The following is a 15,641-nucleotide window of genomic DNA, read 5'->3' on the forward strand; positions in this document are numbered from 1 at the left end:
GCGACGCGCGACGGATCGGATCCGTCGGCGGGCGCTCGGAGCGGGTGGTGCGGAGGAAGACACACCGGTGTGGGGGCCGGCCGGGTGTGGATGCTTCCCCACACCACACCCGGCCGGCGAACCGGCGGGTTCGTCGCCCGCCGCCCGGGGGTCGTGGGCGGCGGACGACGATCCTGCCTTTGATGGGACCGGGCTCGCGACTGCCCGGAACCCGGTGCGGTCCGCGAAACCGCACCGCCCGGGAGCCGGCGCCGCGAAACACCTCTCCCGGGTGCGTTGGAACGGGCGTACGACTCAATCGAACACTCGTTCTAACTGCTCTGACAGTACACCCTGCCACCGACGAAAACGCAACGAGTGGCGTACGGGGAGGCGCGGCGATTCTCAGGCCGCGCACAGCAACGGCAAAGCCGGTCCAGAGGTCGTCCCCGCAGGGTGGAACCCATGACAGACCGATCCGCAGAAACGACCGTCGGATGAGCACGATCGTCCTGGAGCGGCGCGCCACGCACCGACCCCTGCCCACCGCGCCCGGCTGGTGGGCCGATGTCGCGGGCAGCCTGGCGGTGCTCAGCCTGCTGGTCGTCACCGCGCTCTGGACCGCCGACCGCGGCGTACAGGAGCTGGTCTCCGGGCTCGCCACCGGCCTCACCTCCGCCGGCCGGCTCACCGGCCTGCTCAGCGCCGACCTGATGCTCATCCAGGTGGTGCTGATGGCCCGGGTACCGCTGATCGAGCGGCGCTTCGGCCAGGACCGGATCGCCCGTTGGCACCGGCTCGCCGGCTTCACCTCGTTCCACCTGCTCCTGGCCCACGTGGTGCTGACCACCCTCGGGTACGCCGGCACCGCCCGGGAGAACGTGCTGACCGAGACCTGGCTGCTGGTCACCGGCTACCCCGGCATGCTGCTGGCCACCGCCGCGCTGGCGCTGCTGGTGCTGGTCGTGGTCACCTCGATCCGGGCGGCCCGCCGCAGGCTGCGCTACGAGTCCTGGCACCTGCTGCACCTCTACGCGTACCTGGGCATCGGGCTGGCGCTGCCGCACCAGCTCTGGACCGGCGCGGACTTCGTCGCCTCGGCCGCCGCCCGGGCCTACTGGTGGACGGCGTACCTGGTGGCGCTAGGCAGCGTGCTGGTCTTCCGGCTCGGCGTGCCGGCCTGGCGCACGCTGCGGCACCGGGTCGAGGTGTCCGCCGTGGTCCCGGAGGCCCCCGGCATCACCTCGGTCTGGCTGCGCGGGCGCCACCTGGACCGGCTGCCGGTCCGGGCCGGGCAGTTCTTCAGCTGGCGGTTCCTGGACGGCCCCGGCTGGTCCCGGGCGCACCCGTACTCGCTGTCGGCGCCCCCGTCCGGCGACCTGATGCGGATCACCGTGAAGGAGCTCGGCGACGACAGCGCCCGGGTGGCCACCCTGCGCCCCGGCACCCGGGTACTGCTGGAAGGGCCGTACGGGCGGATGACCGGGGAGCACTGGCGCGGCGGCGGGATCACCCTGCTGGCCTGCGGCGTCGGCATCACCCCGCTGCTGGCCCTGCTCTGGGAGCTGCCGTACGCCCCGGGCCGGGCGGTGCTGCTCTACCGCGCGCGTACCCACGAGGAGCTGGCCTTCGCCGCGGAGCTGGACCGGCTCGCCGCGGAGCGCGGCGTGGTGGTCCACCACCTGGTCGGGCCGCGTGCGCGGCGACCGGCCTGGCTGCCGGCCTACGCCGACGGTCTCTCCGACGCGGAGGCGCTGCGCCGACTCTCCCCCGACATCGCCACCCACGACGTCTACCTGTGCGGCCCGGACGGCTGGATCGACGCGGCGCGGGCCGCGACCCGGGCCGCCGGCGTGCCCGAGGCGCACACCCATCACGAACGCTTCGCCTGGTGACAGGCGCGAAGGGAGGATCCGTGCGACGGATCACCATCTGGCTGCTGTCCACCGTGGCCGCCCTGGTCCTGCTGTTCAGCTACAAGACCAGCACCATGGGCGTGGGCGGCGGGACCAGCGCCATCGCCGCCGGCGGTGACACCACGAGCGCCGGCTCGGCCGACGCCGCCGGAGGCACGACCGACGAGGGCTCGTCCACCGGCTCCGGCACGTCGAGCGAAAGCGGAAGGTACGACGGTTCGGTGGCGCAGACCCGGTGGGGGCCGGTGCAGGTCCGGATCACCACCTCGGGCGGGAAGATCACCGACGTCAGCGTGCTCCAGGTGCCGGACGGCAACCACCGCGACCAGGAGATCAACGACTACGCGGTGCCGATCCTGCGGCAGGAGGCCATGGCCGCGCAGAGCGCCGAGATCGACACCGTCTCCGGCGCCACCGTGACCAGCGACGGCTACCGCGAGTCGTTGCAGGCCGCCATCGACGCGGCGCACCTCAAGTGAACGGGGCGGGCACGATGAACCCGGCCCTGGAACAGGACCGGCGGGCCTGGGTGGTGCAGGTGATGGGGCTGCCGGTGAGCGTGCACCTGCGCGGGCCGGACGTGCACACCGACGCCGTCGCCGCCCGGGTGGAAGGGCTCTTCGCCGAGCTGCGCACGGTCGACGCGACGTTCAGCACCTACCGGCCGGAGAGCGAGATCGGGCGGCTGGCCGGGCGGGTGCCGGACCTCGCCACCGCCAGCGACCCGGTCCGTGAGGTGGTGCGGCTCTGCGAGACGGCCCGGACGCGCACCGGCGGCCGGTTCGACGCCCGTCGGCTGCCGCTGCCCTCCGGCGGCGCCGGCTTCGACCCGTCCGGGCTGGTCAAGGGCTGGGCCGTGCAGCGGGCCGCGCGCTGGCTGGCCGACCTGCCCGAGCACGACCTCTGCCTCAACGCCGGTGGGGACGTGCTGCTGCGTACCGGCCCGGGCCGGCCGGCGTGGCGGGTCGGCATCGAGGACCCGGACCACCCCGGCCGGCTGCTGGACGTGCTGGAGCGGCGGGACGGCGCGGTGGCCACCTCGGGGACCGCGCGGCGCGGGCCGCACATCCTCGACCCGCGCACCGGCCGGCCGGCGACCACGCTGCGGTCGGTGACCGTGGTCGGGCCGGAGCTGCTCTGGGCCGACGTGTACGCCACCGCCGCGGTGGCCGCCGGCCCGTGGGCGCTGGACTGGCTGGCCGGCCTGGACGGGTACCCGGCCCTGCTGGTGGACACCGCCGGCCGGGTCCGGGCCACCCCGAACTGGCCCGGAACCCGACCGGCGGCTCAGACCCGCGCCGGATAGTCGGGCAGGTCGAGATCGGTGGCCAGGGAACCGGTGCCGCGCACCAGCATCGCCCGCACCGCCCGGGTGCGCAGCAGCCGGTTGCGCAGCCAGAGTCCCCCGGCGGTGGCCGGCGCCAGGAAGCGGCCGGGGTTGGCGCCCCGCTGCCAGCGGGCGGCGTAGCCGCGCAGCCGCCGCTCGTACGCGGCGAGGGCGACCCGGTGGTCGCCGGCCGCCGCGGCCAGCTCGCCGGCCAGCACGTACGCCCCGACGACGCCGGCCCCGACACCCATGCCGCCGAGGGTGACCCCCCAGGCCGCGTCGCCGAGCAGGACCACCCGGCCGGTGTGCCAGCGGGGCACCCGGACCCGGCTGATCGAGTCGAAGTACAGCTCGGGGGCGTCCCGGAGGCCGGCCAGCAGCCGGGGCACGTGCCAGCCCAGGCCGGCGAAGGCCTCCGTGACCAGCCGCTTCTGCCGGTCGACGTCCCGCCAGTCGTGGTCGATTCGATGCGAGGCGAAGACGACGAGCGCGCCGGCCCGGCCGGGGTCGCGCTGGTCGGCGGCGACGCCGGCCATCCGCCCGGGGACGGTGTACTGCCGGGAGACGGGACCGGCGCCCAGGTCGTTCGGCAGGTCCCAGCCGGCCAGGTGGTAGCCGAGGTGGGTGACGTACGCCGACTCGGGCCCGAAGGCGAGGCGGCGGACGCCGGAGTGCAGCCCGTCGGCCCCGATCACCAGGTCGACGGTGCGCGACGGGGCGTGGGCGAGGTCGACGCGCACCCCGTCGGGGGTGTCGGTCAGCGCGGTGACCACGTCGCCGAAGAGGTAGTCGGCCCGCTCGGCGCTCTGCGCGTACAGGATCCGGGACAGGTCGCTCCGGTGGACCTCCAACTCGCCGCCGGCGAACTCGGCGGGCAGCCGGAAGATCTCCCGGTCGTGGGCGTCCACGCAGCTGATCGCCCCCGCGTGGGTCTGCACGGCACGCAGCTCGCCGAGCACGCCCGTGGCGGCCAGCACGCCGAGGTGGGTGGGGCCGCGGAAGTCGACCGCGAAGCCGCTGGTGCGCAGCGCGGGCGCCGCCTCGACCACGGTGACGTCGGCGCCGTAGCGGGTCAGCCAGCAGGCGGCCGCCGGGCCGGCGACCCCGGCCCCGGAGACCAGGACGCGCAGGCCGCGCAGGCCGCGCAGGCCGCGCAGGCCGCGCAGCGGAAGGGCATGGGACATGGTTTCCCCCCGTTGAAACTGTGTCCGTTGGATACAGAGTACTGTAGACACAGTTTCCGGCCACGACAAGACCGATCCGACGGGAGGGCCATGGACCGGGCGGACGCCGGCGGCAGGGCCGACATGCGCAAGCTCTACGAGCTGCTCTGGGAGACGCCGGGCAGCCCCCGGCGCGGGCCCCGGCCGACTCTCACCCTGGCCGACATCGCCCGGGCCGGCGTCGCGATCGCCGACGCCGACGGGCTCGCCGCGGTGACCATGCAGCGGGTCGCCGAGTCGCTGGACGTCACCAAGATGGCGCTGTACCGGTACGTGCCCGGCAAGGCCGAACTGGTCGCCCTGATGATCGAGACGGCGATCGGCGAGCCGCCCGCGCCGCCGCCCGACGCCGGCTGGCGCGAACAGCTCGACGACTGGGCCCGGCAGATCTACGACCGGTTCCGCCGGCACCCGTGGTCCATCCCGGCGACCGTCGGCCCCCGCCTGCCGGGCCCGAACGAGATGGGCTGGCTGGAACGCGCCACCGCCGCCCTCACCGGCACCGGACTGCGCGGCGCCGAACTGCTCGACGTCGCGGTGCTCCTGCTCGGGCACGCCCGCGGCCTGGCCCAGCAGGACGCCGCCACCCCCGCCGGCACGCCGGGACAGCACCGGGAGACCGGATTCACCGCACTGCTGCGGGGACGCGAGGAGCACTTCCCGGCGGTCGTCGCGGCGGCCCGGTCGGCGGCCGCCAACGACGCTCCCGACCAGGCCTTCGACTTCGGGCTGGCGCGCATCCTCGACGGCATCGCCCTGCTCGTCGAGCGCCGGAAACGGTCCTGACCTCCGCTCCCGGGTCGAGGTCGCGCAGCCGGAACGGCCCGTGGTCCGCCGCGCCCCCGGCTGGCCAGCGGGACCGCGGCGCTACTCGGTCGGCGGCGCGGCGCGACTCGGTCGGCGGCGCGGCGGACCCGGCGTGGCCGGGTGCGACCGGCCCGGCCGCACCGGGGACAATGGGCGGATGCAGCCACACCCGAACGTGCAGGCGGTGCAGGACGCGCTCGACGCGGCGGACACCCGGGACGGCTCCGGCGGCCCGAGCCGGGTCCGCCTGCTGCCGGAGGCGGTGCACACCGCCGCCGCGGCCGCCGCCGCGCTCGGCGTCGAGGTCGGGGCGATCGCCAACTCGCTGGTCTTCGAGGCCGACGGCGCACCGCTGCTGGTGCTGACCTCCGGCGCGCATCGGGTGGACACCGCCGAACTGGCCGCCCGCCTCGGGGTCACCCGACTGCGCCGGGCCACCCCCGAATTCGTCCGGGAACACACCGGCCAGGTGATCGGCGGAGTCGCCCCGCTGGGCCACCCGCGCCCGCTGCGCACCCTGGTCGACACCGCCCTGCAGGGGTACGCCGAGGTGTGGGCGGCCGGCGGGGTGCCGCAGGCGGTCTTCCCCAGCACGTACGCGGACCTGCTCCGGATCACCGCCGGCACCCCGGCCGAGGTGGCGTGAGCGAGCGAGACGCGGCCGGCGACACCGTCCCCGAGCTGGTCACCCTGCACGTGTGGCGGGTCTCCCGGGCCGCGCTGCCCCGGGCGCTGACCCGGATGGCGCTCGACCCGCGCCGGCTGCGCGCCACCCCCGGCGTACGGTTCGGCAAGCTGCTCGGCACCGGGACCGGCACCGGTTTCGGGCCCGGCGACGCCGACCTGACCCGGTGGGCGGCGCTGACCGTCTGGGACTACCCCGCCGCGGCCGACGGCTTCGACGCCTCCCCGGTCGGCCGGGCCTGGGCCCGGATCGCCCGGTCCGGGGTCCGGGTCGACCTGCGCCCGGTCAGCAGCCGGGGCGAGTGGTCGGGGCGACGCCCCTTCGGCGAACCGCCCGGCGGCCGGGTCGCCGGGCCGGTGCTGGCGCTGACCCGGGCCCGGCTGCGCCCCCGCCGGGCGGCCACCTTCTGGAAGGCGATCCCGCCGGTCGCCGCCGCGCTGCACACCGCCCCCGGGCTGCTCGCCCGGTTCGGCGTCGGCGAGGCGCCGCTGGGCTGGCAGGGCACGGTCAGCGTGTGGCGTGATCCCGCGGACCTGGTGGCGTTCGCGTACCGTCACCCGGAGCACCGCGCCGCGATCACGCGCACCCCCACCGAGGGGTGGTACGCGGAGGAACTCTTCGCGCGGTTCGAGGTGCGCGGCGTGGTCGGCGACCGGACGGTGCTCGGGTGGGTCGCCGACGGCGATCCGGCAACGGTGAAGGGACACGCATGAGGTTGGTGCGCTGGACGCCGGACGATCTCGTCCGGCGGCTGGACGACGTGGTCGCCGTCTACGGGCAGGCGATGGGCTACCGCACCGACCTGCTGCTGGCCCGGCGCGGCTACATCGCCACCCACGTGCGCCGGCCCGGCTTCCGCGCGGTCGCCAGCCTCACCACCGAGGGTCACCTCGCCGGCTTCGGGTACGGCTACCTGGGCGCCGCCGGGCAGTGGTGGCACGACCAGGTGTACCGGGCGCTCGACCCCGACGCCCGGCAGCGCTGGCTGACCAACTGCTTCGAGGTGGTCGAGCTGCACGTCCGGCCGGCCGCGCAGGGACACGGCCTGGGCACCCGCCAACTGCACGCCCTGCTCAGCCTCGCCGAGGGCACGACCACCCTGCTCTCCACCCCCGAGGCCGACGAGCGGACCTCCCGGGCCTGGCGGCTGTACCGCCGGTTCGGCTTCGTCGACGTGCTGCGCCACTTCCACTTCCCCGGCGACGAACGCCCGTTCGGCGTGCTCGGCCGGGACCTGCCGCTGGCCGCCCCCGACCCCGCCGCACCGGGCGCGGCCGAGTCGTGAGCCGGCAGCGCGTCGTCGGATGGGCGCTGCTGACCGTCCTCGTCCTCGCCCAGATCTGCTACCCGCTCACCACCGGCGGGACCCGGGCCCGGCTGACCGTCGCCACGGTCGTGCTGGGCTATTTGCTCGCGGTGAGCCACGCCCTGCTCAGCCGGGGCCCGCGCACGGCGGCGGCGCTGGTCGCGGTCGCCACCGGCGGCGGCTTCGCCATCGAGGCGCTCGGGGTGGCCACCGGCTTCCCCTTCGGCAGCTACGACTACTCCGGCGAGCTGGGCCCGAAGCTGGCCGGGGTACCGCTGATCATCCCACTGGCGTGGACCTGGATGGCCTGGCCCGCCTGGCTCACCGCCGTCCGGCTCACCTCGTCCGCGCTCGGCCGGATCGCACTGGCCGCCGTCGGGTTGGCCGCCTGGGACCTCTTCCTCGACCCGCAGATGGTGGCCGAGGGGTACTGGATCTGGCGGGACGCCACCCCGGCGCTGCCCGGGCTGCCCGGCGTCCCGGTCAGCAACTACCTGGGCTGGCTGCTCTTCGCGGTGCTGCTGATGGGCGCGCTGCGCCCCCTCGCCGGGCCGACCGCGGGGCACACCGACGGGCGGGACGCGCCGATGTTCGCGCTCTACCTGTGGACGTACTTCTCCAGCGTGCTGGCGCACGCGGTCTTCCTCGACCTGCCCGCGTCGGCGGCCTGGGGCGCGGTCGGCATGGCGGTCGCCGCGGTGCCGCTGACGGTGGCGCTGCTGCGCGCCCGCCGGGACGACGTCGACCGGCCGCAGCCGCGCCGGGCCCGCCGCAGCGGCGTCGACGCCACCGCATGACCGCCGTCCTCGTCCTGGTCGCCGCGGTCGCCGCGCTGACCGCGCACACCTGGGTCAACGCCGGCCGCTGGCTGCGCCGCCCGACCGGCGGCCCGGCCGAGGCCGGCGCGGCGGTCGCGGTGCTGCTGCCGCTGCGCGACGAGGCCGACCGGGTGACCCCCTGCCTGCGGTCGCTGCTCGCCCAGCGGGGCGTGCCATGGCTGCGGATCGTGGTGCTCGACGACGGCTCCACCGACGGCACCGCCGACGTGGTCCGCGCGGTGGTCGGCGACGACCCCCGGGTCACCCTGCTCATCGGGGTCGCCCCGCCGCCCGGCTGGCTGGGCAAACCACACGCCTGCCACCAGCTCGCCGTCCGCGCCGACCCGGCCGCCACCGTCCTCGCCTTCGTCGACGCCGATGTGGTGCTCACCCCGTACGCCGTCGCGGCGGCGGTGGCCGAACTGCGCGCGGCCGGGGCGACGCTGCTGTCGCCGTACCCCCGGATCCTGGTGCGGACCGTGGGTGACCGGCTGGTCCAGCCGCTGCTCCAGTGGCTGTGGCTGACCTTCCTGCCGCTGCGCGCGATGGAGCGCTCGGCGCGACCGTCGCTGGCCGCGGCCGGCGGGCAGTTCCTGGTGGTGGACCGGGCCGGGTACGACCGGGCCGGCGGGCACGCCGCGGTGGCGGACAAGGTGCTGGAGGACATCGAGCTGGCCCGGGCGGTCAAGCGGTCCGGCGGCCGGGTCGCCCTGGCCGACGGCTCCCGGCTGGCCGCCTGCCGGATGTACGAGAACTGGCCGCAACTGCGCGACGGCTACACCAAGTCGCTCTGGGCGTCGTTCGGCCACCCGAGCGCCGCCGCGACCGTGGTCACCCTGCTGCTCCTGCTCTACACCGCGCCCCCGCTGATCGCCCTCGGGGCGCTGGCCGCCGGCGCGCCGGTGGTGGCCGGGCTCGCCCTGGCCGCCTACGCCGCAGGGGTCGCCGGGCGGGTGCTCAGCGCCCGGGCCACCGGCGGCCGGGCCTGGCCCGACGCGCTGGTACACCCCGTGTCGGTCGTGGTCCTCGGTTGGCTGACCCTGCGGTCGTACCATCTGCGAAAGCGGCACCGTCTGTCCTGGCGTGGCCGCCCGGTCAGCTAGGAGGAGCGCGGCATGGCGCGCATCGTGGTCATCGGCGCCGGCGTGGGCGGGCTGGCCACCGCCGCCCGGCTGGCCGTCACCGGACATCAGGTCACCGTCTTCGAGCGGGCGGACACCGTGGGCGGCAAGCTCGGCCGGTACACCCACGACACCCCGGACGGGACGTTCCACTTCGACACCGGGCCGAGCCTGCTCACCCTGCCCGAGGTCTTCCACGACCTGTTCGAGTCGACCGGGGCCAAGCTCGACGAGTACCTCGATCTGGTCCCGCTCGATCCGATCGTGCGGCACGTCTTCGCGGACGGCGGGCCGACCCTGGACTCCTGCGCCGACCACGACGAGTTCACCGCCCGGATCGGCGCCGCCCTCGGCGACCGGTCCGCCGCCGACTGGCAGCGGCTGTGGCGCCGGGCCGCCCGGGTCTGGGCGGCCTCGCACCGCGACATCCTGCGCCGCGCCGTCGACTCCCCCCGCGACCTGGCCGCGCTGGCCTGGCGGCTGGGCGACCTGGCCGCCATCGGCCCCGGGCGGACCCTGCGCGGGCTGGGCCGGAGCCACCTGTCCGACCCACGGCTGCGGATGCTGCTCGACCGGTACGCCACCTACACCGGCGCCGACCCGCGCCGGGCCCCGGCCGCGCTGGTCGCCGTTCCCTACGCGGAGCTGGCCTTCGGCGGCTGGTACCTGCGCGGCGGGCTGGGCACGCTGGCCGACGCGCTGCTCTCCCGCTGCCTCGACCTGGGCGTGGAGTTGCGCACCGGGGAGACGGTCACCCGGATCGATGCCGCCGGCGGCCGGGTGCACGGGGTACGCCTCGCCGGCGTCGCCGCGCCCGTCCCGGCCGACGTGGCGGTGGCCAACGTCGACGCGCTCACCGTCTACCGCGATCTGTTGCCCAGCCCCCGCCGGCTGGCCGGGCTGGCCGACCGCAGCCTGGCCGGCTTCGTGCTGCTGCTCGGGGTACGCGGCGACACCGGGCTGGCCCACCACAACGTCTACTTCCCCCGCGACTACGACGCCGAGTTCGACGCGGTCTTCGGCGACCCGGGGCGCGGGGTGCGGGCCCGGCCGGCCGCCGACCCGACGGTCTTCGTCACCGTCGCCGACGACCCGATGGTCCGCCCGGACGGGCACGAGGCGTGGTTCGTGCTGGTCAACGCCGCCCGCCACGGCACCGCGACCGGCGCGGTGGACTGGCGCCGGCCGGGGCTGGCCGACGCGTACGCCGACCGGATCCTCGACGTGCTCGCCGAGCGCGGGATGGACGTCCGGGACCGGCTGGCCTTCCGGGAGGTGCGCACCCCCGCCGACCTGGCCGCCACGACCGGCGCCCCGGGCGGGACGATCTACGGCACCGCGGGTGGCCTGCTGCGCCCGGCCAACCGGGGCCCGGCGCACGGGCTGTGGCTGGTCGGCGGCTCCAGCCATCCCGGCGGCGGCCTGCCGATGGTCACCATGTCCGCGCAGATCGTCGCCGACGAGATCGGCCCCGCCTGGTAGCGGCTGACCGGCCGGTGGCGGTGGCCAGGGGTGGTGGCCCGGGGCGGTGGCGGTGGCGCGGCCCGTGGCGGTGGCGCGGCCCGTGGCGGTGGCCCGGCCCGGGGCCGAACAGCCCGGTTGGTCAGCCGGCGCCGAGCAGGGCGCGGCGCACGGTCGACAGCAGCTGCCCGAGGCCGAAGCCGGCCAGCAGCACCCAGACGGCGGTGGCCATGGTGACGGTGCCGGCGGCCAGGTCCGGGTCGATCAGGCCGGTCAGCCCGGCCAGCAGCAGCCCGACCAGGGCCACGCAGACCCGGGTGGGCCGCTCCCCGACGGTGACCGCCCCGATCTCCCGCATCCCGGCGGCCACCGCGCGGGCCCGGACGTACTCGTGCAGCCAGGAGAGCGCGCCCCCGGCGACCACCAGCGCCCCCGGCGCGCCGACCAGCCAGAAGGCGACCAGCCAGGCGATCTCACCGAGCCGGTCGGCGAGCGAGTCGTAGACGTAGCCGAGCCGGGTGGTCCGGTTGGTGACCACCGCCACCGCGCCGTCCACGCTGTCGGCCACCGAGGCGAGCAGCACGAAGAGCGCCCCGATGATCGGCCCGGTCACCGAGCGGGTGACGAACAGCGGTACGCAGAAGCAGAGCAGCACCCCGGCCGCGGTGACCGCGGTCGGGGTGACCCGGAGCCGGCCGAGGACGTACCCGACGTGGTAGGCGAAGCGCAGCCACGCGCGTACCACCGGCGCGGCGGCCCGCGGGTCGAAGCCGCCGTGCAGCCGCGCCCACGCGGTCGCGTAGTCGTCCCACTTCAGCTGTGTGCCCACCATGGATCAACCGTCGCGGCGTGGTTCAGGTGTCGGGACGTTCACACGCGTGCGTCGGCCCGCAGGTTGCGCCAGACCTCGCGGGTCGCGGTGGACCGGTTGAGGGTGATGAAGTGGATCCCCGGCACCCCCTCGTCCAGCAGCGTCGCGCACATCTCGCTGGCCTGCTCGATGCCGAGCCGGCGGACCGCCTCCGGATCGTCGGCGACCCGCGCGAAGCGCTCGGCCAGCGCCGGCGGGAACGGCGCGCCGGAGAGCTGCACGGACCGCTCGATGGTGCCGATCTGGGTGACCGGCATGACGCCGGCCAGGATCGGGGTGTCACAGCCGGCCGCCACCACCCGGTCGCGCAACCGCAGGTATTCCTCGGCGTCGAAGAACATCTGGGTGATCGCGAACTCGGCGCCCGCCCGGCACTTGCGGACGAAGTGGGCGGTGTCGCTCTCGATGTCCGGTGAGCGGGGGTGCTTGTACGGGAAGGCGGCCACCCCGACGCTGAAGTCACCGGCGTCCCGGACCAGGCGGACCAGGTCCTCGGCGTAGCCGACGCCCTGCGGGTGCCGGATCCACTCGCCGCCCGGGTCGCCCGGCGGGTCGCCCCGGACCGCCAGCACGTTGCGCACCCCGACGCCGGCCAGCCGGCCGATCACGTTGCGCAGCTCGGCGACGGAGTGGTTGACCGCGGTCAGGTGCGCCATCGGCAGCAGGGTCGTCTCGGTGGCGATCCGCTCGGTCACCGCGACGGTGGTGTCCCGGGTCGAGCCGCCGGCGCCGTAGGTGATCGAGACGAACGAGGGCTGGAGCGGCTCCAGCTCCCGGATCGCCTGCCAGAGCAGCCGCTCGCCCTCGCGGGTCTTGGGCGGGAAGAACTCGAACGAGAAGGTCGGCTGGCGGTCACGGATGAGCTCCCCGATCGCCGGCTGCGGATTGGGGAGGACCGAGGGAAGACCGAGCGCCACGCCACGACTCTAGCGGGCGCCGCCCGACGCACCACCGACTTCCCATCCGGCGATCGAGGGTCGTCACCGGGGCGGCGGGGGTGACGCACCTCGGGTCCGGCGTGTCGTCGTACCCCCGGGGTAGGAATGTCGCAGCGCGGGTGGCGCCGGCCGGGCCGGTGCCCGGGGGCACGCGCGGGGGTCAGCACGCACCGCGGCGCGTCGTCCCGTCCTGTCCTGGCGGGCGGCGCCGCGCCGACGCCCGACCGGAGGACCCATGACCCCGCCCGACCCCCGCCTGCTCGGGCCGCTGATCGCCCAGCTGCGGCTGGCCCGTGGCTGGAGCCAGCAGCGGCTCGCCGCCGAGCTCTGCGCCGCCGCCGGCGTGCCGACCCTGACCAGGCACGAGGTCTCCCGCTGGGAGCGCCAGGCGCGGCTGCCGGGCGACCGCTGGCTGCACCGGCTCGCCCTCGTCCTCGACGCGCCGGCCGGGCTGCTGACCGACGCCGCAGCGCGCAGCCGCCGGCACGACGTGCCGGGGCCGGCCGGGTCTCGGTCCCGGTCCGCCCTGCTGGCGCTGGCACAACGCTGGTCGGCGGACCCGTCGGCCCCGCTGGTCGTCGCGCCGCCGGCGGGCGGCCTGGCCGGGCCGGCGGCGCCGGGCCGGGCGGCCGACGGCCCGGCCGACCTGCCCGACGCCGACGCGCTGGCCCGGATGCGCCGCCTCGACGACCTCGCCGGCGGGGCCGACCTGGCCCCGCTCGGGGCGGGGCGGCTGCGGCGGGCGGTCCGGGCGCTCTCCGGCGCGGGCCCGGCGGGCCGCCGCCGGCAGCTACCGGTGCTCGCCGAGACGGCCCAGCTCGCCGGCTGGCTCAGCACGGACGCCGGTGACCTCGCCGCCGGGCTGGACGCCTACCGGCTGGCGCTGCGGGCCGCCGCCGCAGCCGGCGATCCGGCGTTCGCCGGGCACGTGCTCGGGTCGGCGAGCCACCTGCTGGCCGGCGCCGGCGATGCGGAGGGCGCGCTGCTGCTGGCCCGCGCCGGCTACGCGGGCGCCCGCCGGTCGGCCAGCCCGGGGTTGCGGGCGCTGCTGCTGCACCGGGTCGCGCTCGCCGCGGCGCTGGGCGGCCGGGCACCGGCCGCCCGGCAGGCCCTCGACGCGGCCGGGCGGACGGCCCTCACCCCGGGCGCGGAGCCGCCCTGGCTCTACTGGCTCGACGACGCCGAGCTGGCCGCGATGACCGGCCGCACCCTGGTCGCGCTCGGCCGTCCCGGCCCGGGCGTGCCGTTGCTGCGCCCGGCGCGGCGTCCCGGCCGCCCCCGCAGCGCGGCGGTCTACGGCGGCTGGCTGGCCCGCGGCCTGCTCCAGCTCGGCGAGGTGGAGCAGGCCTGCGCGGTGGCCGGGGAGGCGGTGCTCGACGCGGTCCGCACGGGATCGGCGCGGGCGGCCACCCCGCTGGCCGAGCTGGGGCGCCGGCTGGCCGTGCACCACGCCGAGCCGGCGGTACGGCGCTACACCGCGCTGCTCGGCGAGGCCCGCCCGTTCCTCGCCCGGGCACCGGCTCCCACGACGCGCCGACCCGGTGGTGCCGCATGGCCCCCCGGGACCGGCTAGCGTCGTGGCGTGACCCACGCTGCTCCCGTCTCCCCCGTCGACCGCGCCGGCCTGCGTCAGCGGGTGGACAAGGCGCTGACCGAGTTCCTGGCCAACCAGCGCACCTGGATGACCGGCGTCGACGACGCGCTGGTGCCGGTCGCCGAGGCGATCGAGGCGTTCGTGCTCGGCGGCGGCAAGCGGCTGCGCCCGGCCTTCGCGTACTGGGGGTTCCGGGGCGCCGGCGGGGTGGACGCGGACCAGGTGGTCACCGCCCTGGCCGCCCTGGAGTTCGTCCAGGCCAGCGCCCTGATCCACGACGACCTGATGGACCGGTCGGACACCCGGCGTGGTGAGCCGGCGGTGCACCGGCGGTTCGCCGCCCGGCACCGGGCCGCCGGCTGGGGTGGGGACCCGGACGGGTTCGGCGACGCCGCCGCCCTGCTCCTGGGCGACCTCTGCCTGGTCTGGTCGGACGAGCTGCTGCACTCGTCCGGGCTGGAGCCGCGTACGGTGGCCCGCGCCCGGCCGGTCTTCGACGAGATGCGCACCGAGGTCACCGTCGGTCAGTACCTCGACGTGCTCACCCAGGTCACCGGCGACACCTCGGTGGAGCGGGCCAGCAAGGTGGCCCGGTACAAGTCGGCGAAGTACACCGTCGAGCGGCCGCTGCTGCTCGGCGCGGCGCTGGCCGACGCGTCCGCGGACGTCCGGACGGCGTACTCGGCGTACGGGCTGCCGCTGGGCGAGGCGTTCCAGCTCCGCGACGACGTGCTGGGGGTCTTCGGCGACCCGGCGCAGACGGGCAAGCCGGCCGGCGACGACCTGCGCGAGGGCAAGCGCACCTATCTGGTGGCGGCGGCCGTCGAGGCGACCGACGACGCCGGCCGGGAGCTGCTGCTCGGCCGGCTGGGCGACCCCGAGCTGGACGAGGCCGGGGTGGCCCGGCTGCGGGAGCTGATCAGCGGCAGCGGGGCGCTGGCCCGTACGGAGCAGCGCATCGTCACCCTCACGGATGCCGCGCTGGCCGCGCTGACCACCGTCGACCTCGACACCGAGGCCCGCCAGGCCCTGGTCGACCTGGCCATCGCCGCGACCCGCCGCGCCGACTGACCAGCCGGACCGCGACGTCTCGGTCGATCACGGCGTTGACGGCGGTCCGGGCCCGGAAACCGCCGCCAACCCCGTGATCGGCGGAGGAGGAGCGGGTCAGAAGCCGAGGGCCTGGGCGCGGCGCTTGACCTCGCGGGCGTGGTCGCCGCCGAGGGTGGCCGCCCCGGTGCCGCCGGAGAGGGTGTCGTCGCGCTCGTAGAGCCAGCGCAGCGCGGCCTCGTCGTCGTAGCCGGCGTCGGCGAGCAGGTTCAGCACGCCGGGCAGGTGCTTGAGCACCGTCTTGTTGGCCACCAGGTCGGCGGGGATCCGGCGGACGCCGTCGCGGCGGACGGCGATCAGCTCGCGGTCCCGGATCATCTGGTGGACCTTGCTGATCGACAAATCGAGCCGTTCGGCCACGTCGGGCAGGGTCAGCCAGTCGGCCGGGTCGGTCGGGCCGGCGAGGTCGGCGCCGGGGGCCTGGTCGGCGGGTACGGAATCGGTCACCCGCCCACCCTGCCACGTCGCCCCCGGACGGGTGCAGC

The 15,641-nt window shown here is 76.5% G+C and carries 16 protein-coding genes; 12 read left to right on the forward strand and 4 right to left on the reverse strand.

From position 1 onward, the window contains the following. The first annotated feature begins 476 nt into the window (after positions 1-476). The 3 genes from AC5RWQ_RS15920 to AC5RWQ_RS15930 are packed head-to-tail and all read left to right on the forward strand — an operon-like array spanning position 477 to position 3,201. Complete coding sequence (locus AC5RWQ_RS15920; RefSeq protein WP_494283498.1) at positions 477-1,874, forward strand: ferredoxin reductase family protein; 1,398 nt, start codon at positions 477-479, stop codon at positions 1,872-1,874. 20 nt (positions 1,875-1,894) lie between these two features. Beyond that, on the forward strand, positions 1,895-2,374 hold the full coding sequence (locus tag AC5RWQ_RS15925; protein ID WP_494283499.1) for an FMN-binding protein: 480 nt from the start codon (positions 1,895-1,897) through the stop codon (positions 2,372-2,374). A gap of 14 nt (positions 2,375-2,388) precedes the next feature. Further along, complete coding sequence (locus tag AC5RWQ_RS15930) at positions 2,389-3,201, forward strand: FAD:protein FMN transferase (protein ID WP_494283500.1); 813 nt, start codon at positions 2,389-2,391, stop codon at positions 3,199-3,201. Here AC5RWQ_RS15930 and AC5RWQ_RS15935 read toward each other — a convergent pair. Then, positions 3,183-4,406 carry an FAD-dependent monooxygenase gene (locus tag AC5RWQ_RS15935; protein WP_494283501.1) on the reverse strand — a complete coding sequence of 408 codons (1,224 nt, stop codon included), beginning with the start codon at positions 4,404-4,406 and terminating at the stop codon, positions 3,183-3,185. The two genes, AC5RWQ_RS15930 and AC5RWQ_RS15935, sit on opposite strands and share 19 nt — an antisense overlap. 90 nt (positions 4,407-4,496) lie before the next feature. Here AC5RWQ_RS15935 and AC5RWQ_RS15940 point away from each other — a divergent pair, with 90 nt between their 5' ends. The 7 genes from AC5RWQ_RS15940 to AC5RWQ_RS15970 all read left to right on the forward strand — a co-directional run bounded on the left by AC5RWQ_RS15940 (position 4,497) and on the right by AC5RWQ_RS15970 (position 10,664). Further along, positions 4,497-5,231, forward strand: a complete 735-nt coding sequence (locus tag AC5RWQ_RS15940; RefSeq protein ID WP_494283502.1) for a TetR/AcrR family transcriptional regulator — start codon at positions 4,497-4,499, stop codon at positions 5,229-5,231. Between the two features lie 178 nt (positions 5,232-5,409). Next, positions 5,410-5,898 (forward strand): YbaK/EbsC family protein, encoded by a 489-nt coding sequence (locus AC5RWQ_RS15945; RefSeq protein WP_494283503.1) that lies wholly within the window; start codon positions 5,410-5,412, stop codon positions 5,896-5,898. Then, positions 5,895-6,650: a monooxygenase gene (locus AC5RWQ_RS15950; RefSeq protein ID WP_494283504.1), complete on the forward strand. Its 756-nt coding sequence runs from the start codon at positions 5,895-5,897 to the stop codon at positions 6,648-6,650. The genes AC5RWQ_RS15945 and AC5RWQ_RS15950 overlap by 4 nt, the downstream gene beginning before the upstream one ends. Further along, positions 6,647-7,222, forward strand: coding sequence for a GNAT family N-acetyltransferase (locus AC5RWQ_RS15955; RefSeq protein WP_494283505.1), 576 nt, complete (start codon positions 6,647-6,649; stop codon positions 7,220-7,222). Before AC5RWQ_RS15950 ends, AC5RWQ_RS15955 begins: the two co-directional genes overlap by 4 nt. Further along, the gene (locus AC5RWQ_RS15960) at positions 7,219-8,040 is read left to right on the forward strand and encodes a carotenoid biosynthesis protein (RefSeq protein ID WP_494283506.1); all 822 of its coding nucleotides are present in this window, start codon (positions 7,219-7,221) and stop codon (positions 8,038-8,040) included. The genes AC5RWQ_RS15955 and AC5RWQ_RS15960 overlap by 4 nt, the downstream gene beginning before the upstream one ends. After that, positions 8,037-9,164 carry a glycosyltransferase family 2 protein gene (locus AC5RWQ_RS15965; RefSeq protein WP_494283507.1) on the forward strand — a complete coding sequence of 376 codons (1,128 nt, stop codon included), beginning with the start codon at positions 8,037-8,039 and terminating at the stop codon, positions 9,162-9,164. The genes AC5RWQ_RS15960 and AC5RWQ_RS15965 overlap by 4 nt, the downstream gene beginning before the upstream one ends. 12 nt (positions 9,165-9,176) lie before the next feature. Continuing rightward, the gene (locus tag AC5RWQ_RS15970) at positions 9,177-10,664 is read left to right on the forward strand and encodes a phytoene desaturase family protein (RefSeq protein WP_494283508.1); all 1,488 of its coding nucleotides are present in this window, start codon (positions 9,177-9,179) and stop codon (positions 10,662-10,664) included. 121 nt (positions 10,665-10,785) lie between these two features. On the opposite strand, the gene AC5RWQ_RS15975 is transcribed toward AC5RWQ_RS15970, so the two are convergent. Together AC5RWQ_RS15975 and metF are read right to left on the reverse strand one after the other, a co-directional pair. After that, entirely contained in the window at positions 10,786-11,475 is a 690-nt protein-coding gene (locus AC5RWQ_RS15975) for a CDP-alcohol phosphatidyltransferase family protein (protein WP_494283509.1), read from the reverse strand. A 38-nt stretch (positions 11,476-11,513) separates the two neighbouring features. Then, positions 11,514-12,431: a methylenetetrahydrofolate reductase [NAD(P)H] gene (gene metF, locus AC5RWQ_RS15980; RefSeq protein ID WP_494283510.1), complete on the reverse strand. Its 918-nt coding sequence runs from the start codon at positions 12,429-12,431 to the stop codon at positions 11,514-11,516. Between the two features lie 256 nt (positions 12,432-12,687). Between metF and AC5RWQ_RS15985 the strand changes: the two genes are divergently transcribed. Next, positions 12,688-14,025, forward strand: coding sequence for an NsdA family TPR-like regulatory protein (locus tag AC5RWQ_RS15985; protein WP_494283511.1), 1,338 nt, complete (start codon positions 12,688-12,690; stop codon positions 14,023-14,025). Positions 14,026-14,034: 9 nt separating this feature from the next. Continuing rightward, on the forward strand, positions 14,035-15,117 hold the full coding sequence (locus AC5RWQ_RS15990) for a polyprenyl synthetase family protein (RefSeq protein WP_494283512.1): 1,083 nt from the start codon (positions 14,035-14,037) through the stop codon (positions 15,115-15,117). 96 nt (positions 15,118-15,213) lie between these two features. Here the strand turns inward: AC5RWQ_RS15990 and AC5RWQ_RS15995 are convergent, their stop codons facing one another. Beyond that, positions 15,214-15,603 (reverse strand): Rv2175c family DNA-binding protein, encoded by a 390-nt coding sequence (locus tag AC5RWQ_RS15995; protein WP_494283513.1) that lies wholly within the window; start codon positions 15,601-15,603, stop codon positions 15,214-15,216. Between the last annotated feature and the right edge of the window lie 38 nt (positions 15,604-15,641).

The sequence above is a fragment of the Micromonospora sp. BS32 genome, assembly GCF_059089345.1.